This is a genomic window from Brevundimonas sp. FV1ye29L, assembly GCF_058681095.1.
On record NZ_CM178730.1, the window covers coordinates 2,224,202 to 2,243,247 of the forward strand.

Annotated in this window: 12 protein-coding genes; 2 read left to right on the forward strand and 10 right to left on the reverse strand. The window is 65.7% G+C overall.

Annotation, left to right across the window (positions count from 1 at the left end):
- Positions 1 to 84: 84 nt before the first annotated feature.
- Together ACW17W_RS11035 and ACW17W_RS11040 are read right to left on the reverse strand one after the other, a co-directional pair.
- Positions 85 to 573, reverse strand: coding sequence for a hypothetical protein (locus ACW17W_RS11035; RefSeq protein WP_492076917.1), 489 nt, complete (start codon positions 571 to 573; stop codon positions 85 to 87).
- Positions 574 to 618: 45 nt separating this feature from the next.
- Positions 619 to 3,198, reverse strand: a complete 2,580-nt coding sequence (locus ACW17W_RS11040) for a hypothetical protein (protein WP_492076918.1) — start codon at positions 3,196 to 3,198, stop codon at positions 619 to 621.
- A gap of 477 nt (positions 3,199 to 3,675) precedes the next feature.
- On the opposite strand from ACW17W_RS11040, the gene ACW17W_RS11045 reads away from it, so the two are divergent.
- Both ACW17W_RS11045 and ACW17W_RS11050 read left to right on the forward strand, forming a co-directional pair.
- The gene (locus ACW17W_RS11045; RefSeq protein WP_492076919.1) at positions 3,676 to 6,087 is read left to right on the forward strand and encodes a M1 family metallopeptidase; all 2,412 of its coding nucleotides are present in this window, start codon (positions 3,676 to 3,678) and stop codon (positions 6,085 to 6,087) included.
- Positions 6,084 to 6,596, forward strand: a complete 513-nt coding sequence (locus ACW17W_RS11050; protein ID WP_492076920.1) for a DUF6702 family protein — start codon at positions 6,084 to 6,086, stop codon at positions 6,594 to 6,596. The genes ACW17W_RS11045 and ACW17W_RS11050 overlap by 4 nt, the downstream gene beginning before the upstream one ends.
- A gap of 617 nt (positions 6,597 to 7,213) precedes the next feature.
- On the opposite strand, the gene ACW17W_RS11055 is transcribed toward ACW17W_RS11050, so the two are convergent.
- The 8 genes from ACW17W_RS11055 to ACW17W_RS11090 form a co-directional block, all read right to left on the reverse strand.
- Positions 7,214 to 7,576 carry a c-type cytochrome gene (locus tag ACW17W_RS11055; protein WP_492076921.1) on the reverse strand — a complete coding sequence of 121 codons (363 nt, stop codon included), beginning with the start codon at positions 7,574 to 7,576 and terminating at the stop codon, positions 7,214 to 7,216.
- 234 nt (positions 7,577 to 7,810) lie between these two features.
- On the reverse strand, positions 7,811 to 9,103 hold the full coding sequence (locus ACW17W_RS11060) for an MFS transporter (protein WP_492076922.1): 1,293 nt from the start codon (positions 9,101 to 9,103) through the stop codon (positions 7,811 to 7,813).
- Positions 9,104 to 9,182: 79 nt separating this feature from the next.
- Positions 9,183 to 11,150, reverse strand: coding sequence for an outer membrane protein assembly factor BamB family protein (locus ACW17W_RS11065; RefSeq protein ID WP_492076923.1), 1,968 nt, complete (start codon positions 11,148 to 11,150; stop codon positions 9,183 to 9,185).
- Positions 11,151 to 11,192: 42 nt separating this feature from the next.
- Positions 11,193 to 12,167 carry a ThuA domain-containing protein gene (locus tag ACW17W_RS11070; protein WP_492076924.1) on the reverse strand — a complete coding sequence of 325 codons (975 nt, stop codon included), beginning with the start codon at positions 12,165 to 12,167 and terminating at the stop codon, positions 11,193 to 11,195.
- A gap of 62 nt (positions 12,168 to 12,229) precedes the next feature.
- Positions 12,230 to 15,052: a TonB-dependent receptor plug domain-containing protein gene (locus ACW17W_RS11075; protein ID WP_492076925.1), complete on the reverse strand. Its 2,823-nt coding sequence runs from the start codon at positions 15,050 to 15,052 to the stop codon at positions 12,230 to 12,232.
- Positions 15,053 to 15,123: 71 nt separating this feature from the next.
- Positions 15,124 to 16,041 (reverse strand): HpcH/HpaI aldolase/citrate lyase family protein, encoded by a 918-nt coding sequence (locus ACW17W_RS11080; RefSeq protein ID WP_492076926.1) that lies wholly within the window; start codon positions 16,039 to 16,041, stop codon positions 15,124 to 15,126.
- Positions 16,038 to 17,300 (reverse strand): CaiB/BaiF CoA transferase family protein, encoded by a 1,263-nt coding sequence (locus ACW17W_RS11085; protein ID WP_492076927.1) that lies wholly within the window; start codon positions 17,298 to 17,300, stop codon positions 16,038 to 16,040. The genes ACW17W_RS11080 and ACW17W_RS11085 overlap by 4 nt, the downstream gene beginning before the upstream one ends.
- Positions 17,293 to 19,041, reverse strand: a complete 1,749-nt coding sequence (locus ACW17W_RS11090; protein ID WP_492076928.1) for a thiamine pyrophosphate-binding protein — start codon at positions 19,039 to 19,041, stop codon at positions 17,293 to 17,295. The genes ACW17W_RS11085 and ACW17W_RS11090 overlap by 8 nt, the downstream gene beginning before the upstream one ends.
- Positions 19,042 to 19,046: the final 5 nt, after the last annotated feature.

A 19,046-nucleotide genomic window follows, 5' to 3' on the forward strand; every position in this document is an offset into this window, starting at 1 on the left:
CACCCGCCGTCGGATCAGCTGCGCTCCGGCCAGTCTGCAACCTGTCCCAAACCCGGTGGTCGACAGCGGGTCGGACCCGGTCGATCAACCCTGGGCCAGGTCCGGCGGCTCGGCATCGTTCGCCGGAACTGTCGCCAGACAGGACTTCAGCGGCTCGACGGCCGCCGTACGAACCTCGGAATTGACGGCGAAACGATTGGACATCTGATATTCATCAAGCAGGGCCTGGAACCGCGACACGGTCAGACCCGCCGATGCGGCCCTCCGCTGCGCCTCATTGAACCAGGCCCTCTTCTGCGCCTCGTTCGCCGGGGGAAGTTCGGCCGCCATGTCCGGAGCCGCCATCGCCAGGACGGTAGCGCCCTGGACCAGCCCCCAGCATCGGGTCGCCTCTATGACGGCGGCAGGCGCCGACGGGCCTGACGTCCTCGCGTCTGCGGCAGCCGGAGCGGACCCGTTGTCGCCTGCGGCTGAACCGTGTGCGGGCCTGTCGGGTGAACCGGTGTCGCCACAGGCCGCGAGGGCCAGAATGGCGCCCGTCAGGGCCCCCGCTGCAAGGATAGGTCTGCTCATGTCAGGTCTTTCTCGGCTGTGGATCAGGGATAGCAGGGCTGCGGCTCAGCTGTTCTGGCTGAGCATGCAGGCCATGGCCTTGGCCATCTCGGGGTCCGAAGCGATCTGGGCCGTCATCTCTCGGCGGACCTCGGGCGGCAGCTGGGCCAGGAAGTCGTTCAGAAGCCGTCGGGTCTCCGCTTCGTCGAGATTGCAGCTCAGACCGGGAACCGGGGCGGAAGAGACCCCGCCACCGCTGCCGCCACCCCCACCGCTGCCGCCGCCGCCCACCTCGCGACGGGGCTCCCGGCCCAGTTCGGCCCGCTGAGAAGCCGACAGGGTCGACCAGAGCTTCTCGCCCATGAACTCGATCGCCCGGGGTGCAATCATGGTTCGCCGTGACGCCGGCAGCATCGGCATCGCCACCACGCTCTGGAAGGCGCCCGACACCGGACCGACCAGCTGGGCGGTGCAACGCCCCTCCTGACGCTCCAGCCGGGCCTGATAACTGACTCTCACAAACCCGGGCGTGGCCTGTTCGATCGTAATGCTGCCGCGCCCGGCGACCGAGCTCGGCAGGTCCAGGCCGCGCTGTTCCAGCGCCGCATTGCTGAACGTGGCCGTTGCCGTCGCGGGATAGGTGCCCGGACCGGTGATCGGACGGTCTGCGTCCAGGCCGAACTCGATGCTGGCGGACGGGACGATCCCTTCCAGGCCTGCCAGATTCCCGACAGCCCCCCCGGCGGCGGCGGCCATGGCCGCCGCGCCGATTCCGGCCAGCTGAGAGTTTCGACCGGCACACACCTGTGTCGGTGACCCCGCCACAGGTGTGCCGCCGACGGTATCCGATCCGCCGCCGAGGCCCAGCGCCATCTGGATGCGGGCGCATTCCATGTAGCCGGCCATGAGGTCGCCCTGAGCGGCCGGCAGGAACGACAGGTTGATCGAAAAATCATCCGTATCCAGCGCGGCCGCATGCATGGCCATGGGGCCAAAGCTCATCTGCCCCGGGACCTCCGGAGTGATCGACTGAGGCACACAGGGGTCGCGTTGATTGTCGATCGCGGTCGCCTGCAATTCCTGACTAGCTTCATGGGCCCCCGGTCCGACCGTCAGTTGGACCTCGACAGGTCTGGTCGATGACTCGCCGCCCGGATGCAGGTTGGTCAGGGCGATGGTCATGCGGTCATCGGCAAAAGCCTCGTCCGGCTTGAGAACCACCTCCCAGACCTTCACGGCCTTGCCGCTACGGGCGTCCTCAACGATAAGGCCCGGCCTCAGAAGGTCGGCGCCCTGTTCCAGCAAGGCCACCTCGCTCCTTACCCCGGACTCAATAGTCAGGGATTGGCTCCAGGACTGATCCGCCGTCAGATGAAGGCCGTCCAGCGCGTCGGCCGGGGCGGCACCGCCGTCGGCGACGACGGTGAACACCGGCGGCAGATCATCATCGCTCTTCGGCCCGCTCCAGTGGACCGACAGGCAGTTGGCCGCGGCGGGATCAAGGGTGAACGACAGCTCCACCACCGGATGACCCAGCGAAAGCTCGACAGGAAGACAGCCGGGCGCGGCATTGGCCTTGACCATCGCACCCTGCCACACATCCCGCGCGAAAACGCCCCGCCCGCGCTGATCCTCGGGAATGATGTCGCCGCCGGTGACGTTGTAATAGTTCATCTTCGCCAGCAGGAGCGCGAGGCCGCGCTCGTCGCCGTCGGTCGACTTCAGCGCGGCATCCAGCCATTGCCGGGCCGCACTGTCAGACCCGAGATCAGACGGTTTCGTCTGGAACAGGGGCGTCAGGAACCGCCAGTCCCGCACGGCCCCGGCTATGCTCCAGAAACTGCCGTCCATCCGGCCGGAAAAGAGCGGCTGATCGATCCGCCGCAATCCCCCGAGGCGCTGGACCAGGCCGACGACCGTGACCAGACTTTCATCGTTGTCCAGCGACGTGACACCGGACTCGGCGAGAATTCTGCCGATGCTTCCATAGTCCCAGACACGGCCGTCCCGATCGTTCGCACCGCCGAGCGCATACGCACCCAACCCGAGGCCCAGCCCGTTGATCGCCTTTACGCCGGGCGGGGTAACCGCCTCGTTGGCCACCGCTTCTCCGACCTGGACGACATCGCGGCAATAGACGTGGGCCTGGCGCAGTCCGAGACCTATGGCGATGGAAAGCTCAGGATAGCGTTCAGGCCATGTCCCGCTCGAAGCCTGGTCAAACCAGCCGGGCGGGACCGTAAGATAGTCGCTTAGACCTGGGACGCCGCAGCTGCCGGCCAGGGCAAAACTGGCCCCCTGGGCCCGCAGCATCACCCCGACCGTCGATGTGCGGCCCTCGACGGCAGGGCTGAAGGCGTCCGGCGGCAGGGCCAGATAGCCCGGTGTCGTGGTTGAAACGGGCCACTCTTCGAGAACGAAGTCCGTCGCAGCTTCGATCCTGCGGGTCTCGACAGCATTCCCCGGAACGCGGCCGACATAGAGGCTGGACTGACTCGGATCGATCCATGTCGGATAGGGCGGATGTTCGCCGACCCAGAGCCGCATGATGGGCGCCTCGCTCTGGGGCAGCGCGGGCTCCGCAAGGGCGGCGGCGAGCGCCAGCACCGAGGCAAAACACAGGGCGCGTCGATTTCGAATGCTCATTGTGTCGATCCCGGCTTTGGCGTCATCAGGGTAACGGGATCCCCGACCTGAACCGGACACGGTCAATGGTCTTCCAGCGGATTTGCGATTGGCTATCGATGTTCAGTCTGGCGTCAGCAGGCGGGAATCATGAGTGCGATTCCGATCGAAGGTGTTGTCAGCCCAAACGGTTTGCGCCGCTGATCGGCTTGGATAGCGTGGTCAGATGGCCAGGTCCGAGAAGCCGTTTCGATTCACGCCTGCCGTTTCGACGACGAGAGCGAGCCATGCCGCGCTTCCGCCAGATGAACACCCTGCAGGTCGAGTGGGAGCCGCTCGCACCCCGACGATCGCCTCCCCTGCCCTCAGTGCGTCAGCGGGAGACAAGTTGACGTTGGACTGACAGCACCGTTCGATCTCCTTCGCCTTGACGCGATGTCCTGTTGCACCGCCGAACGCGATCCCTAAGATCAGGACGGGCTGCAGGGACGGTTGGGAATGCAACGGATAACACTGACGGTTCTGGCCGTCGCCCTGTGCGGATCGATCGCGACCGCGGCTTCAGCCCAGGTGAGCGTGGGGCCTGTTCAGCAGAGCACCGGGACGTTCGAGGACAAGTTCCGCCAGTTCGAGGGCGAGGACTGGCCGACGCCTACCGACTATCGCAACGCCTCGGGCGCGCCGGGCTTTCGCTACTGGCAGCAAAAGGTTGACTACGACATCGACGTCTCGCTGGACGAGGCCACCCGGACCCTGACGGGCAAGGAGGTGGTGACCTACACCAACAACTCGCCCGACCGTCTCAGCTATCTGTGGATGCTGCTGGACCAGCAGAACTATCGCCGCAACTCGATCGCCGAGATGACCCGCACCTATACCTCGGCGACCGAGGTCAGCGTGCCCGAAGTGCTGCGCGTCCAGAGGATGCAGGAATGGCAGGGCGGCTTCAACGACATGAAGATCACCGGGCCGGACGGCGCGGACATCCCCTTCACGATTGTCGATTCAATGATGCGGCTGGACCTTCCGGCGCCGTTGGCGAGCGGCGAGACCTTCACTTTCACGATCGCCTATACCCTGCCAATGGTGGAGAACAAGGTCGTTGGCGGTCGCAGCGGATACGAGTGTTTCACAAAGCCGACCGAGGACGGCAACTGCCTGTTTGAGGCCGCCCAGTGGTTCCCGCGCCTGGCGGTCTATTCTGACTACGAAGGCTGGCACAACGCCCAGTTCATAGGTTCGGGCGAGTTCACGCTCGAATTCGGTGACTACGACGTGCGGATCACGGTGCCGGCCGATCACCAGGTGGCGTCGACCGGAGCCCTGCAGAACCCGGACATCCTGACCGAGGCCCAGCGCCGTCGGCTGGAACAGGCGCGCACGGCCGACGCGCCCGTATACATCGTGACCCCTGCCGAGGCCGCCGCCGCAGAGTCGTCGCCCGCGCGATCCGGCACAAGGACCTGGCGTTTCCAGGCTGACAACGTGCGCGACTTCGCCTGGGCCAGCTCACGCAAATTCGTCTGGGACGCCATGGGGGTGACCCAGGCCACGACGGGCGAACCCGGCGTGATGGCGATGTCCTTCTATCCGAAGGAGGCCCGGCCCCTGTGGGACACCTATTCGACGCGGGCCATCGCCCACACGATCAAGGTCTATGACCAGTTCTCGATCCCCTATCCCTATCCGACCGCCCAGTCCGTGAACGGCCCCGTGGGCGGGATGGAATATCCGATGATCACCTTCAACGGCCCGCGCCCGGTTCGCGACGACAGGGGCCGGCTGACCTATACCGAGCGGGCCAAGAACGGTCTGATCGGGGTGGTGATCCACGAGGTGGGCCACACCTACTTTCCGATGGTCATCAACTCCGACGAACGGCAGTGGACCTGGATGGATGAGGGGCTGAACAGCTTCGTCCAGTATCAGGCGCAGAAACTGTGGGATCCGGACTTCCCCTCGCGCGGCGAACCTCGCGACATCGTCGAATATATGATCAGCCGCGATCAGGTGCCGGTGATGACCAATTCGGAATCGGTGCTCCAGTTCGGCAACAATGCCTACGCCAAGCCCGCGACCGCCCTGGTCATCCTGCGCGAGACCGTGCTGGGGCGTGAGCTGTTCGACCGGGCGTTCCGGGAATATGCGCAGCGCTGGGCATTCAAGCGGCCGACGCCATATGACTTTTTCCGCACCATGGAGGAGAGCTCGGGCGTCGATCTGGACTGGTTCTGGCGCGGCTGGTTCTATTCGACCGACCACGTCGACATCGCTCTGGACGGGGTTACAAAAGTCACCCTGCAATCGACCGATCCCGAAGTCCGGGCCCGCGAAGCCCGGACCCGGTTCGCCGAGGCGCCGACCCCGACGACCGTGACCAACAATGCCGGGATCGAGACCGTCATTGAGCGCGACCCGGCGGTGCGCGACTTCTACAACTCGACCGATCAGTTCACCGTGACGGCGCAGCAACGCCGCGACGCCGAAAGCGCCGACAGGAAGGCCGACGAGGACCGCAGGCGGGCGCAAGGGTTCAACGACAACATCTATCGCTTCGCGTTCACCAACGTCGGCGGTCTGGTCATGCCGGTGATCCTGAAGCTGACCTGGGACGACGGCACGACGGACACGGTCCGCGTTCCGGCCGAAGTCTGGCGGCGGAACAGCCAGCGCGTGATCTGGCAGTATGTGTCGGCCAAGACCCTGCGCTCGGCCGAACTGGATCCGCTGTGGGAAACCGCTGACGCAGATCGGGTCAACAACTATTTCCCCCGTCGTCTGGACGTGCGGTCGGTCCCGCTCCCGCCTGCGGGACCGCAACAGCCGAACCGGATGCGCGACAGCGACGTCGAGGTGAGCCCGGATTCGACGGCCGTTCGTGACGCGCCCCGTTCGGGGACCCAACGATGAGCCGCCTTTGGCGCACGGCATTCGCTGCGGCCATGGTCGCTGCCCTCGCTGTGACAGGGCCGGCTGCGGCGCACAAGGGACATGCAAGCCTGACCGTCGTGGAGATCGATCCCGCGACCGGCGGCGTCACGGTCGTTCACCGCTTCCAGGCTCACGACGTCGAGCCGGCCCTGGCCGCTTTGGCGCCCGAAGCCCAGCCGTCGCTGGATGATCCAGAGGCGGTCGCGGCCCTGGAAGCTCATGTGGCGGCCCGCTTCCGCCTGGACGTTGATGGAAGGCGCGTTGCCCTGCATCAGTCGGGAGGCAGTTTGACCGGCGACAATGTGGAGGTGGATCTGGCGGGCGACGTCGGACCGGCTGCGATCCGGAATGTCCGCGTCGACGTGGATTTCTTCCCGGAGGTCTATGACGACATGGAGATGCAGGTGAACGTCCGCGTGGCCGGCGTCACGCGCACGGCCGTCTTCCACTACGGAACCCAGGCCCAGACGCTGGAATTCACGGACTGACAGCCGGCAAAGAGCTGTCTTGAAGACCGTCACGCCCAAATCCAGCTGGCGCCCAGCCGCCCTTCCCTGGCCTGCCACCCTGGGTGCGGTTGTCTGGATCTACACCCAGATACGCGGAAGCCGGTCAGTGCCAGAACCGGAAGTTGGAAAGGGTGCGGGAAGGCGAGCCTGTCGATCGGGCGCCGTATTTGTCGCGGGGCGATGCGCTCCGCGAAGGCGGCGAACCCACCTGGCGACATCCTGTGGACCACCGGCAACAACACGCTAGCGGTTGTCCGACGTGCAACCCAACTTCTCGTCGAGCGACCCTGGGCTATATATCCCCCGAGCCTTTGGCCTTTGTCGCGTAGCGGTCAGGGCACGTCCAGATGACAACACACGAAGACTCTCGTCGCGACATCCATGTGGAGACCAGCGGCGATGCCGCCGTACACTGAAAAGAGAGGATCAACGGCCGCCACCTCATCGGCAGAGAGACATGCGTAGCCTCGCGCCCGGTCGCCCTGGCCGAGTGGAAGACGGTCACCGGACAGGGGCGCGCCTCCCCTGCCGAGCACCTCCATGCGATCGCCCGCAGAGAGCGACGCCAGAAGCAGGTTGCTGCTCACGCCGATAGTCTAGTTGCCGCGCCGCGGCGGCAACTCGCGGCTGAGGTATTCGTGGATGGCGTAGAGGTCCTCGTCACTGGCTTCCAGGCCCAGCCCCTGCATACGACCGATGATCTCGGCCCATTCCTGCGACGTCCTGCCCTTGGCGGTGACCATGCCGATGGCGTGGCAGGACGTGCAGACCTGCTGGGTGACGTCACGGCCCGCCCCTGGCGGCAAGCCCGTACTGGCGCGCACTATCGGAGGGGGGGCTGCTGGGGGGGCTGCCGCAGGTGTCTGCGGTACAGCAGCCGCCTGTGTCTTTGCCGGGGTCGCCGCCGCCGCGATGACGGGCGCCGCCGGGGTTCTCGCCGCTGCGGTGTCAGCGCTCATCTGGACCGGCGATCCAGCGGCAGGTGAAGCGGGCGCGACCGATGGCGAAACGGCCGCCGGAGCCACAACCGCCGCGGGCGCTTCGGCAGACGCCGTCTTGGCCGGCTCAGCAGGCGTGCAGCCGGTCGCGAGGAGCCCGGCCAGCGCCAGGGCGACAACGCGCCTTGTAGTCGGCTTCAGCGGGTTTGCATCATGCGGCATATCGGTATTCTCACAGAGGTTCGACATTCGGATTCAGGCTTCCTCGATCCGCTCCACCTTGCCGACCAGGAAGGTGTAGGAAAGCGCGCCCAGCAGAGCCATCACGCCGATAAAGGCCAGGCCGCCGAGGAACGACCCCGTCGCCGCGACGATGAAACCGATCAGCATGGGCGTAACGATCCCCGCCAGATTGGTGCAGAAATTGAACACCCCGGCGGTCAGCCCCACCAGGCGTTTCGGCGCCACGTCCGAGATCAGCGTCCAGCCCAGATTGGACATCCCCTGCCCGAAGAAGGCCAGCGACATGACGGCCATCACCAGGGTGTTGCTCTGGATGAAGGCGGCAAAAATGATCGTGGACGACATTAACAGCCCCCCCACGATCGGCAGTTTGCGTCCGAATGTCGCCGAGCCGCTGCGCCGGACCAGGTAGTCGGAGAGCTGGCCCCCGATCAGAACGCCGACCGAGGCGGCGATGAAGGGCAGGATGGCCACCCAGCCCACCTTCAGCCAGGGCATTCCGCGTTCTGTCGCCAGATAGGTCGGGAACCAGGTCAGGAAGAAGACCAGGGTGGAGTTGGTGGCGAATTGACCGATCGAGGCCCCCAGGATCTGACGCTTGCTCAGCAGCCAGCCGACATCCTTCCATGAGAAGGGCGAGCGCGTCGCGGAGGCCACCCCGCCGCCGGACGTGATGTGATCCAGTTCCGCCTGGTTCGCCCTTCGGCTCAGATGAGGGTCGCGATAGGTGGAGTACCAGATGGCGGAAAACACCAGACCGACGACGCCGGCGATGATGAACAGTGCGCGCCACCCCCATTCGGCCGTGATCCAGAACAGGACCGGGCTCAGGAAGGCGATCCCCGAATACATCCCCACTGTATAGACGCTGTTGGCCCGGGCCCGCTCGTTCTGGGGAAACCAGCTGACCAGGATGCGGCTGTTGGCCGGGAAACAGGGCGCCTCGGCGGCGCCCAGGGCAAAGCGGAAGCCCAGCAGCATCCCCAGGCTGTTGGCCAGGCCCTGCAACAGGGTGAAGGTCGACCACAGGGCCACGGACCAGAAATAGGTGATGCGGACCCCGAACCGGTCCAGCAGCACGCCGCCCGGTATCTGGGCCATGGCGTAGCTCCAGGAGAAGACCGAGAACAGGATGCCCATGGTGGCCGCGCCGATGCCCAGCTCCCTGGTCATCGAAGGCGCCGCCACACTCAGCAGCGACCGGTCGAGGTAGTTGATCATGGTGCCGATGGCGATCAGGGCCAGCACCCCATAGCGGGCGTTGGTGCGGCGTGGTGGGGCGGCGGCAGGCGAATCGGTGCTCATGTCGGTATCCGTTTCTGGCGCCAGGCGCCCGGGTGTCACGGCCGCCGCTCCCGAAGGCGCGGCGGCCTGGCGACAGGTCTCAGGGAAGGACGAAGGCGTTGAGGGTGTCGGACATCCGTCGGCTGCCCACCGCGGTTCCTCCGGCCCCCGTGACGACGACATACTGTTTGCCGTCCTTGCCGAGGTAGGTGATCGGCGTGGAATGGGCGCTGGCGTCAAGTTCGACCGACCAGAGCTGTTGGCCGTTGCTGGCGTCATAGGCGCGGAACTGGCGGTCATTGGATGCGCCGACGAAGATCAGGCCGCCGCCCGTCTGGATATTTCCGCCCAGGTTGCGTGAACCGGTGCTGTCGCCGGCGGCGCCCAGGGCCGGGGTCGATCCGAGCGGCGATCGCCAGAGGATCTCGCCCTTGCTGATGTCGACCGCGACCAGCTCACCCCACGGCGTCGGCACGCAGGGCAGAACCGTATTGGCGTCAATGCGATAGTTGAAGCCCGACTGGGCAATCGCCGGCGTCGGGGCGCCGGGCGCCGCCGGGGCCGGGCGCGGGCGCGGGCCCCCGAAACCGAAGCCTGAGCCGGCCGGACCCGCAGCCCTGTACTGGCCCATGTTCTGGACGTTCACGACGAAGACGTCGCTGTCGGGATTATAGGACGGACCGCCCCAGTTCGGCCCCCCCAGGGTCGAGGGGAAGCTGAGGGTGCCGTGCTCCAGTGAGGGGCGACCATAGAGGCCGGTCACCTCGATCTTGTTGGTGTCCCAGAAGGCCGTACAATAGGCGTGCTGCTCGGGTGTGATGTTCGGGATCTCGTCCCGGGTCATCGAAACCCGGGCCAGCGGACCGGGGCGCACGGGAAAGGGCTGGGTCGGCCAGGCCAGGTCGGCCGGGTCGTCGCTGCGCGGCGTGGGCCGCTCCTCGACCTCGTGCAGGGGCCGACCCGTGACCCGATCGAACACGAACAACAGGCTCTGCTTGCCGGTCAGGGCCACGCCCGGCACCACTCCGTCGGGCGTGCGGAAGTTCACCAGCACCGCAGGGGTCGGCATATCCCAGTCCCACAGATCCTTGTGCGTGATCTGCTTGAACCACTTCAGCTGGCCCGTGGCCGCATCCAGCGCCAGAAGGCTGTTGGAGTACAGCTCCGACCCGGTCGCGCGACCGTTCAGATCCCCGACCGGGGCGAAGACGATGCCGTTTTCCTCATCGACCGTCATGGTGGACCAGACGTTCGCACCCGAACGGTTTTTCCATTCATCGCCGGTGTAGGTCTCGAAATTGGCCTCACCCGGCTGGGGCACGGTGTGGAAGGTCCAGACCAGGGCGCCTGTGCGGGCGTCCCAGGCGCGGATATCGCCGCGCGGTCCGGGAGGTCCGGCTTCACCCGGCCGCGATCCCGTGATGATCAGGTTGCGATAGACGGAGGCCGGATTGGGAATGGTCCAGGTATCGCGGCGGCTTTCGCCCACTTCCTCCGACGCCACGCCGACGTAGGCGTCAATCTGGCCCTGCTGGCCGAAATCGGGCGCCAGCTGGCCGGTCTTGAGATCCAGCGCCATCAGGTAACCCTGGTCGGTGGCGAAGAAGACGCGCGGCCCGGTTTCACCGTCACCCGGCCAATAGGCCAGGCCCCGGCCATGGATGTTGCGCGGAGAGTCGTATTTCCACAGCACACGGCCTGTTTCCGGCTCCAGCGCCGTCACGGTGGACTTCAGGTCCGGCAGGTTCGGGTTTCCGGGGGTCGAGATATACATGACCCCGTCGATGATCAGCGGCGTGACCTCAAACCGGTAGTCCAGTCCACGATCGCCGCCCTCATCCGTTCCGCCGCCATAGTTGAAGGTCCAGGCGCGTTTCAGGCTGCCGACGTTTTCGGGCGTGATCTGGCTCAGGGGCGAAAAATTGGTGCTGCCCCCGTTCTGGCCATAGCTGGGCCACTGGTTCACCGGGGCGGCTTCGCCCGTCTGGATCAGGGCCACGGCCGGGGCGCCGACCAGCAGGGCCATGGCCAGCCCCGCAGCAGCAGCGTTCAAGATTTTCCGGTTCATGGCGATCCTCGCTATTGTTCTGGTTTTCTGTGTGTGTCGGGTTCAGGGCCGGGGCGCAGCGGGCGCATCAGCCGTCACATCGGCCTGGGTCAGCCCCAGCGCCCAGCGGATACCCTCCAGGTAGAGGGCGCGAACGGCGGGGTCTTCCCAGGGCGCATCCAGGTGGCCGAAGGTCGAGACGAACACACGTCCACGCCCGTAGGGCCTGGCCCAGACGACGGGAAAGTCACCATCGGGCCGTCTTGCCAGTTGTTCCGGCGTCAGAGCCGAGGCGTCCAGCCGAATGATGGTGTGGATGTCCCCGGCCTCATAGGGCGCCTTCAGGAACTGGTATTGGTCGGCGAAGCGGGTGGGAAAGCTGGCCGCGCCCGGGAAGGCCGGATCCTGGATGACCAGTTGCATCGGCGCGACCGGAAACTCGCCGTCCATGAAACCACCGATCATCTCCCCGTATTCCGGCCAGTTGTAGTAGGCGACCGTCGAGGCATGGCCGCCGACAAAACCCTTTCCGTCCTCATGAACAAAAGCGAGCAGGTCGGCCTTCTGGGCGTCGCTCAGGGTTCCCTCCCCGCTGCCCAGAAAGAAAACGGCGTCGAAATAGTCGAGGTTGCGCGCATTGATGCGGCGGCCCTGGTATCGCGCGCCGGAGCCCAGGATCGGCTGGCGGGTAATCAGCTGTGAGTCCGTTCTGAGGAAGGCGACGAACTGGCCGCTCTCCCGGCCCATCTGCTCGATCGCGCTCATCGCCCGGTTGATCGAGTCGTGGTGAAAGCCCGTCTGGACATCCGCAATGACCAGCAGTTTCTTCTTGCCTGCATAGGGGTCCTGCATTCCCGGAGGTCCGCCCGGACCGGGCTGGGGCGGCGTCGCGGCCGAGGGCAGTTGTGCGGGCCCGGTCACTGCACCGGATTGCGACGCGACGGGCGAGCAACCGAGGCTCGCCAGGGCGAACACCATCATCGCCAGGCCGGCGGACGCGCCTCCGGCTCGTTTGCAAGCCTTCACTCGAACCTTCATCTTCAGCCTCCGTTGCCGTGACGGACGGAAGGTGGACCATCCACCTTCCGCCCGGGGCGCGATCAGAACCGCTTGGTGACTTCGAACGACCAGATACGGCCGAACGGGTTGTGGTTGCCCAGATCGACGGCCGTGGTGCCACTGAGGACGATGGGCGGCTGCTCGTCGGTCAGGTTCTGGATGTTCATGGAGACCCGAACCCCATCCAGACCCCCGCTTGCGCCGTCCTCGAACTCATAGGCCAGACCGGCATCGAAGGTGGTCCAGCTCGGCACCTGGGTGTCCGGTTTCTTGACGCCGGCAACCGTGATCGTGGCGTTGTTCAGGTAAGACCCGACATAGTTGGCCGTGAGGTTGGCAGAGACCGGACCGCGGCTGTAGCCGACGTTGAACCGGCCCCGCTGGCTGACCTGAAAGCCGTAGGTGTCCAGGGCGTCGAACAACGGACCGCCGGCGACGATGCTCTTCTCCAGATTCAGAATCCTGGAGAAGGTGAAGTTGTACCGGAAGTCGCCGAACGAGGTCTCCTGCCGATAGTTGGCCGCGAAATCCAGGCCTCCCTGCTTGACGTCGCCCAGGTTCAGACGCCCGCCCTTTACGATGCCTACCAGTGAGCAGTCGTTGATGGTGGAGGGCGAATAGACGGCGTTCGGATCAGTCAGCCAGGGAATGTAGGCCGGGTTATAGGTCGCATAGTTGCCGTTGACGCAGGTCGAGGGCTGAGGCGCCGTGATGAAGAAATCACGCAACAGAGCCAGGTTGGCCGGGCTGGACAGGATCAGTGTCTGGTTCGGCAGGTTCTCGATCCGGTCGGTATAGTCCACACTATAGTAGGTCAGGCTGAGCTTCAGATCGGGTGCGAAGTTCGGCGCATAGTCCGCTCCGATCGACCAGATCTTGGCGGATTCCGGCTGAAGGCCCGCCGTGTTTCCGGTCCGGGACAGGACGGCGCTCTGGCCGGTGGATACATTGGTGATCGGGATGGCCGCGTCCCTGGCGCCGTTGCTGATAAAGATGCGGTTCGTCTGTCCGAGCGTGGCCGGATTGGCCTCGATCAGGGTTGGAGCCCGGAACGACGTGCCCCAGCTGCCGCGGAACACCAGTTCGTCCGTCGCCTTCCAGGTCAGACCAATCTTGGGATTGGTGGTGTCGCCCGCGTCAGAATAGGTGTCGTAACGGACGGCAGCGCTGAGATCGAGCGACTGCATGAAGGGCAGACCGCTGTTTTCATCCACCAGGGGCACATAGACCTCGGCAAAGGCCGACGTCACCTCACGGTCGCTCTTGGTGAAGCGCGAGGTCTGGAAATTGTTGCCCAGATTGAGCTTGTTCTGGGCCTTCAGATACAGTTTGTAGCGCGCGTATTCGGCGCCCGCAGCCACGCGGACCTCCCCTGCCGGCAGGGTGAACAGCGCGCCGTCGATCTTGGCCACACTGTCGAAAAGGGTGGTGTCATATTGCTGGATAAAGGCCCCGACCAGAGCGTCGGCCGCCGTCTGGCGGCCCAGCAGATAGGGATTGAAACCATAGGAGGCGTCATTGGCGATCACCGCCGCGCGAGTGGTGTTCACCTGCGGCTGACAGACGTTGCAGCTGTCTGTCTTGCCATAGGACACCAGGCCGCTGAACCGGTAGTCCATCGGCAGTTGCGCCGTCAGATCGATGGCGTGGCTGGTTGTCTCTTCCAGGTTGGACTGATCGCGCGACGTGCCCGGATTGTTGAGCGAATAGTTGTAGACCACCGTCTGGTTGGCCGTCGGGTTTGGCAGGCCGGGAATGTAATAGGGGCTGGTCGGCCTGACCGCGATGGCGATCCGCTCGAAGCCGTTACCGGATCGGGCCTCATTGGTGCGCCGATTGTAGATGCCGGTGTAGCCGACATCCACGCCCGGCGCGATTTCCTGGCGGGCCTTGACCAGCAGGGCAAAACGCTCGCGCGCCGTGTAGAAATCATAAAGATGCGACTGGTCGTAGAGCTCGGGATTGCCCTGCAAGGCCAGCACCTGGGCTGCAGTCGGGCGCGCCCCGTTGGTTTCAGGCAGGCCATAGACGGTGTTCCCGATAATCAGGGCGCCGTTGTCACCGGGATAGACTGTCGTGCCGACCAGGTTGTTGTTGTTGCCGCCGAATTCTCTCAGATCCAGCCGCATATAGTCGCGGACATCCCGACCCACCCGATCGTTGGAGTCATAGGAGCCGGCGACCATCAGGCTGCCACCGGTCCAGGTCTTTCCGATCACGCCGTCCACGACATACTGGTCATACAGGGAGTTGACGTAGCGGGTGGTGATCTGGGCCCCGTCATAGTTGCGGCGCAGGATATAGTTGACCACCCCGGCCACGGCGTCGGAACCATAGATGGCGGACGCGCCGTCCGTGACCACCTCGACCCGCTCGATGGCCGAGAAGGGAATCAGGTTCGGGTCGGACACCTGGGCGTTACCGCCCTGGGGAACGACGCGTTTGCCGTCGAACAACACCAGGGTGGCGTTGTTGCCCAGACCGCGAAGATTCACCCCGGCCGCCCGACCGCCGGTCGAGGTCAGGCTGGCGCCCTGGTTGGACGCCTGGGGCAGAGAGGCGACCAGGGCGCTGGCTTCGCGCACGGGGGCCTGGACCAGGTCTTCTCGCGACAGACCAACGGTGGCCGATCCCACGGGAGCGACCCCGCGAATGGCCGTGCCGGTGACCACGATCTCGTCGACCTGGGTCACTTCCGGTTCAGCCGTGGCGGCGCGAGCCTGACCTGCCGCCTGGGCCCGGGCTTGTGCATGGGCCGGAACCGCCAGCACCAGGGCCACGGATGTCATCAGTCCCGCCCGGATCATGCCGGCGCGACGACGACGGATAGTCTCGATATTCGAGCCCCTCAAAACTACACTCATTGCTGTCCTCCCTCATTTTTTGTGGTTGTTCGCCCGATTGGTGGGGCGTGTTTCGGCGCCGCTTTCCGGCGTCAGTCTGTCGTGAAACCCGTCCCCTCCGCTGGATCATCGACGGCCTGGGCACGCGCCAGGATGGCGTGATGGCGACGCAGCAGGGCCTCGGCCCTCGCGACAATCGGGGCGTCGATCATCCGCCCGTTGATGGCGAAGGCGCCCCGCCCCCCGGCCTTGGCCGTCTCGGCCGCGGCCACCATTCGCGCCGCATCGGCGACCTCCTGCTCCGTGGGTGCAAACGCGGCGTTCAGGATGCCGATCTGGGAGGGATGGATGCAGGTGGACCCGACATAGCCGAAACGCCGCGACCGTTCGGCCAGGACCCGATAGGCCTCCAGATCGTCGAAACGAGTCGACGGCCCGATCAGGCCCAGAGGCATGATGCCGGCGGCGGCGGCCACGATGGCCATGTGCTGGCGTGGCCCCAGCAGGGTCTCCTCGCTGCACGCCATGCCGATGTCGGTGGCAAAGTCCTCGGCCCCCAGATTGATGGCCGCGACGCGTGGGCAGGCCGACGCAATCCCGGCCATGTTCAGGAAGCCGTCCGCCGTCTCGATCAGCACCATCAGCCGGATCGCTCCGACATCCAGTCCGGCGGCGCGTTCCCGCCCGGCGATCTGCTGGTCGAGCGCCTGAACCGCTTGCGCGCTTGCCACCTTGGGCGCCACCAGGGCTTTCACACCCGGACGCACGGCGGCATCCAGATCGGCCAGCCCCGTCTCGTCGACATTGATGCGGACCAGAACGTCGCCGCCCCCCGCCCCGGCCAGGGTCACCGCCCTGCCGAGACCGTCGCGAGCCCTGACCTTCTCACTGGCCGGAACACTGTCCTCCAGGTCCAGAATGATGGCGTCTGCCTCGCGGATGCGCGGGTTGGACACATACTTCTCGACATGAGCCGGGACATACTGGAGCGAGCGCCAGACGAAGGTCATGCCGCGCTCCCGTCGGCCTGGGGCTCAAAGGCGACCCTGTCCTCGATCAGCCGGGCATAGGCCGCAGCGTCGATGCCGACCTCGGCCAGGATTTCCCGATTGTGCTGGCCCAGTTCCGGCGCCGGCTGGCGGATCGACCCCGGCGTTTCCGACAGACGCGGCACCACATGATGCATGGGCAGGCCGTCCATGTCCGGATCGGGATAGTCGGCCAGGATTTCGCGTTCGATCACATGAGGATCGTCCATGATCTGGGCGACGTCATAGATGGGCCCGACCGTGACCTGGGCCGCCTCCATCAGTTCGACAAGATCCTGTTGATCGCGCCCGGCGATGAAGCCGCCGATGATCTCGTCCAGAGCCTCGACATTCTTCAGACGTCGGCCGTTCGTGCTGAAACGGGTGTCCGCAATCAGATCGGCCCGACCGATGGCCCGAAAAATGCGCTCGGCCATCGTCTGGGTCGAACCCGACAGGCTGACATACTTCCCATCGCGGCAGCGGTAGGCGTTGCGCGGCGCCGAGTTGCCGGAGCGGCTGCCGGTCCTCGCCCGGGTCTGGCCGCTGAGACGATAGTTGGCCGCCTGGGGCCCCAGCAGGGCGAACAGGGGATCATAGAGCGGCAGGTCGATCACCTGGCCGCGACCGTCGGGACGCTCCGCCTCGCGCAGGGCCAGCATGGCGGCCGACACGCCGTACACGCCCGCCACCCCGTCGGCCAGATACATGGGCGGCAGGACCGGCTCGCGATCGGCGAAGCCGTTGATGGACGCAAAGCCGGACATCCCCTCGATCACAGTGCCGAAGCCGGGGCGCTGATGATACGGCCCGTCCTGGCCCCAGCCCGAGATGCGAACGACCACCAGTCGGGGATTGATCGCCAGCAGAACCTCGGGCGTCAGCCCCATGTCCTCCAGAACCCCGGGACGGAAGCTTTCGACCAGGATGGGCGTCGACGGGATCAGGCCCAGCAAGATCTTGCGCGCGGCGTCCGACCTCAGATCCAGGCAAAGGCTCTTCTTGTTGCGCGCATAGATCTTCCAGTGGGTCGAGACGCCCTCGGTCTTCCACCCTCTGAGAGTGTCGCCGGCCGGAGGCTCGACCTTGATCACCTCGGCGCCGAAGTCGCCCAGCATCTGCGTCAGGACATTGCCGGCGAACAGGCGCGACAAATCCAGAACCCGCACGCCGTCCAGCGGCCCGGTCGCGCCCGGATCATAGGCCTTGCGGCGCAATGTCGAGGCGCGGACTTCAGTCATTGCCGTGTGCCAGGAAGTCGGCGATGTCCCAATAGCCGGTGCGGGGCATGGGCACGTCGCCGCGCGTACGGACTTCCAGAAGGAAGGGGACATCCCTGGCAAGCGCCGCCTGGATCCCGGCCGCCAGATCGTCCGGCTCCTCGATCAGGGCGGATTCGATACCGAACGACCGGGCCAGCATCTGGAAGTCGGGGTTGTAGGGCTCGCCGTCCGGGGTGCGGAACTCCGTCCCGTACTGGTTGCTGAAATAGGTCGTGCCGACGGTGCGGATGGTCGAGTAGCAGAAGTTGTTGAACAGCACCCACAGGACGGGGATGTCCAGCTCGACCGCCGTGGTCAGAGCCCCCAGGACCGACATCAGGCCGCCGTCGCCGACCAGCCCCAGGACCTTGCGGTCCGGCGCACCCAGCTTGGCACCGACCGCAGCGCCGGGCGAATAGCCCATGGTCGCCATGCCGCCTGACGTGATGAAACCCGCCGGGCTGGAGATTTCCAGTTGCTGGCCTGCGCCGTTCTTGTTCCAGCCCACGTCCGTCACAAAGACCGCATCGGACGGCGACGCTTTCGATAGTTCCAGCAACAGACGGGCCGGATGGATCGGCTTGGTGTCGACCAGCTGGGTCTCTTTCAGCTCTTCGCGCCACGCGGCCTTTCGGCTGGCGGTCACCCCGGCCTGCGCCGCCTTGACTGCCGCCGCCCGGGGAGAGTCCTGAAGCGCCTGGGCGAGCTGGGCCAGAGTGGCCCTGGCGTCGCCGACTATGCCGATGTCGACCGGATAGCTCTTGCCGATTTCCTGCGGATCGATGTCGATCTGGATCAGGGTCGAGCCGGGAATGTTGAACGTATGCTCGGGCCGCCAGGAGCTGCAGTCCGCCTCGCCGAAGGCCGTACCGACGGCCAGGATGACGTCGGCCTCGCGGCAGCTGTCATTGGCGACGCGCGTGCCCCAGATCCCGGTCACGCCCAGCGACAGGGGATCGGTCTCCGGAAAGACGCCCTTGCCGACCAGGGTGGTGGCGACGGGAATCTGCATCTGGAAGGCGAGGGCCTTCAGTTCGGCAAAGGCGCCCGACATGGCGATGCCGTTCCCGGCAAAGATCACCGGACTGGATGCACTGGACAGCAGCCTGGCCGCCTCGGCCACACCGGCGGCATCGCCCATCGAACGGGCGAAGTTCGGGCGTCGCGAGCGGGTGATCGGCCGGGCCGTGATCTTCTGCGAGAAGACGTCCATCGGGATGTCCAGCAGGACCGCTCCGGGCCGTCCCGTCTGGGCGATGTTCAGAGCGCGGTGCATGACCTCGGGCAGGAATTTGGCATCATCGACCCGCCAGACCCGCTTGCAGATCGGCTTGAAAATGTCGCCCTGGGACGCATCGGCGTGCAGCCTCATGCTCTGATGGGCCTCGCGCGGATGGTGATAGGACGGGGTGTTGCCGGTGATGACGACCATCGGCGTGCCGTCCATGGCCGCCGAGGCCACGCCTGTGACCGTATTGGTCAGACCGGGCGACAGGTGGACATTGATGACGGCCAGCTTCCTGGACACGCGGTAGTAGGCGTCGGCGGCGTGGACGGCCTGCTGCTCATGGCGGAACGAGATATATTCGATGCCCAGCCTCTGGCAGGCGTCGATGAGGGCATAGTTGGTGTGGCCGCACTGGCCGAACACCTTCTCGACCCCCTCCTCCTTCAGGCACTGGGCCATGAAGATCGCACCCGTCACAGCCTGGTCAGTCATTGCAT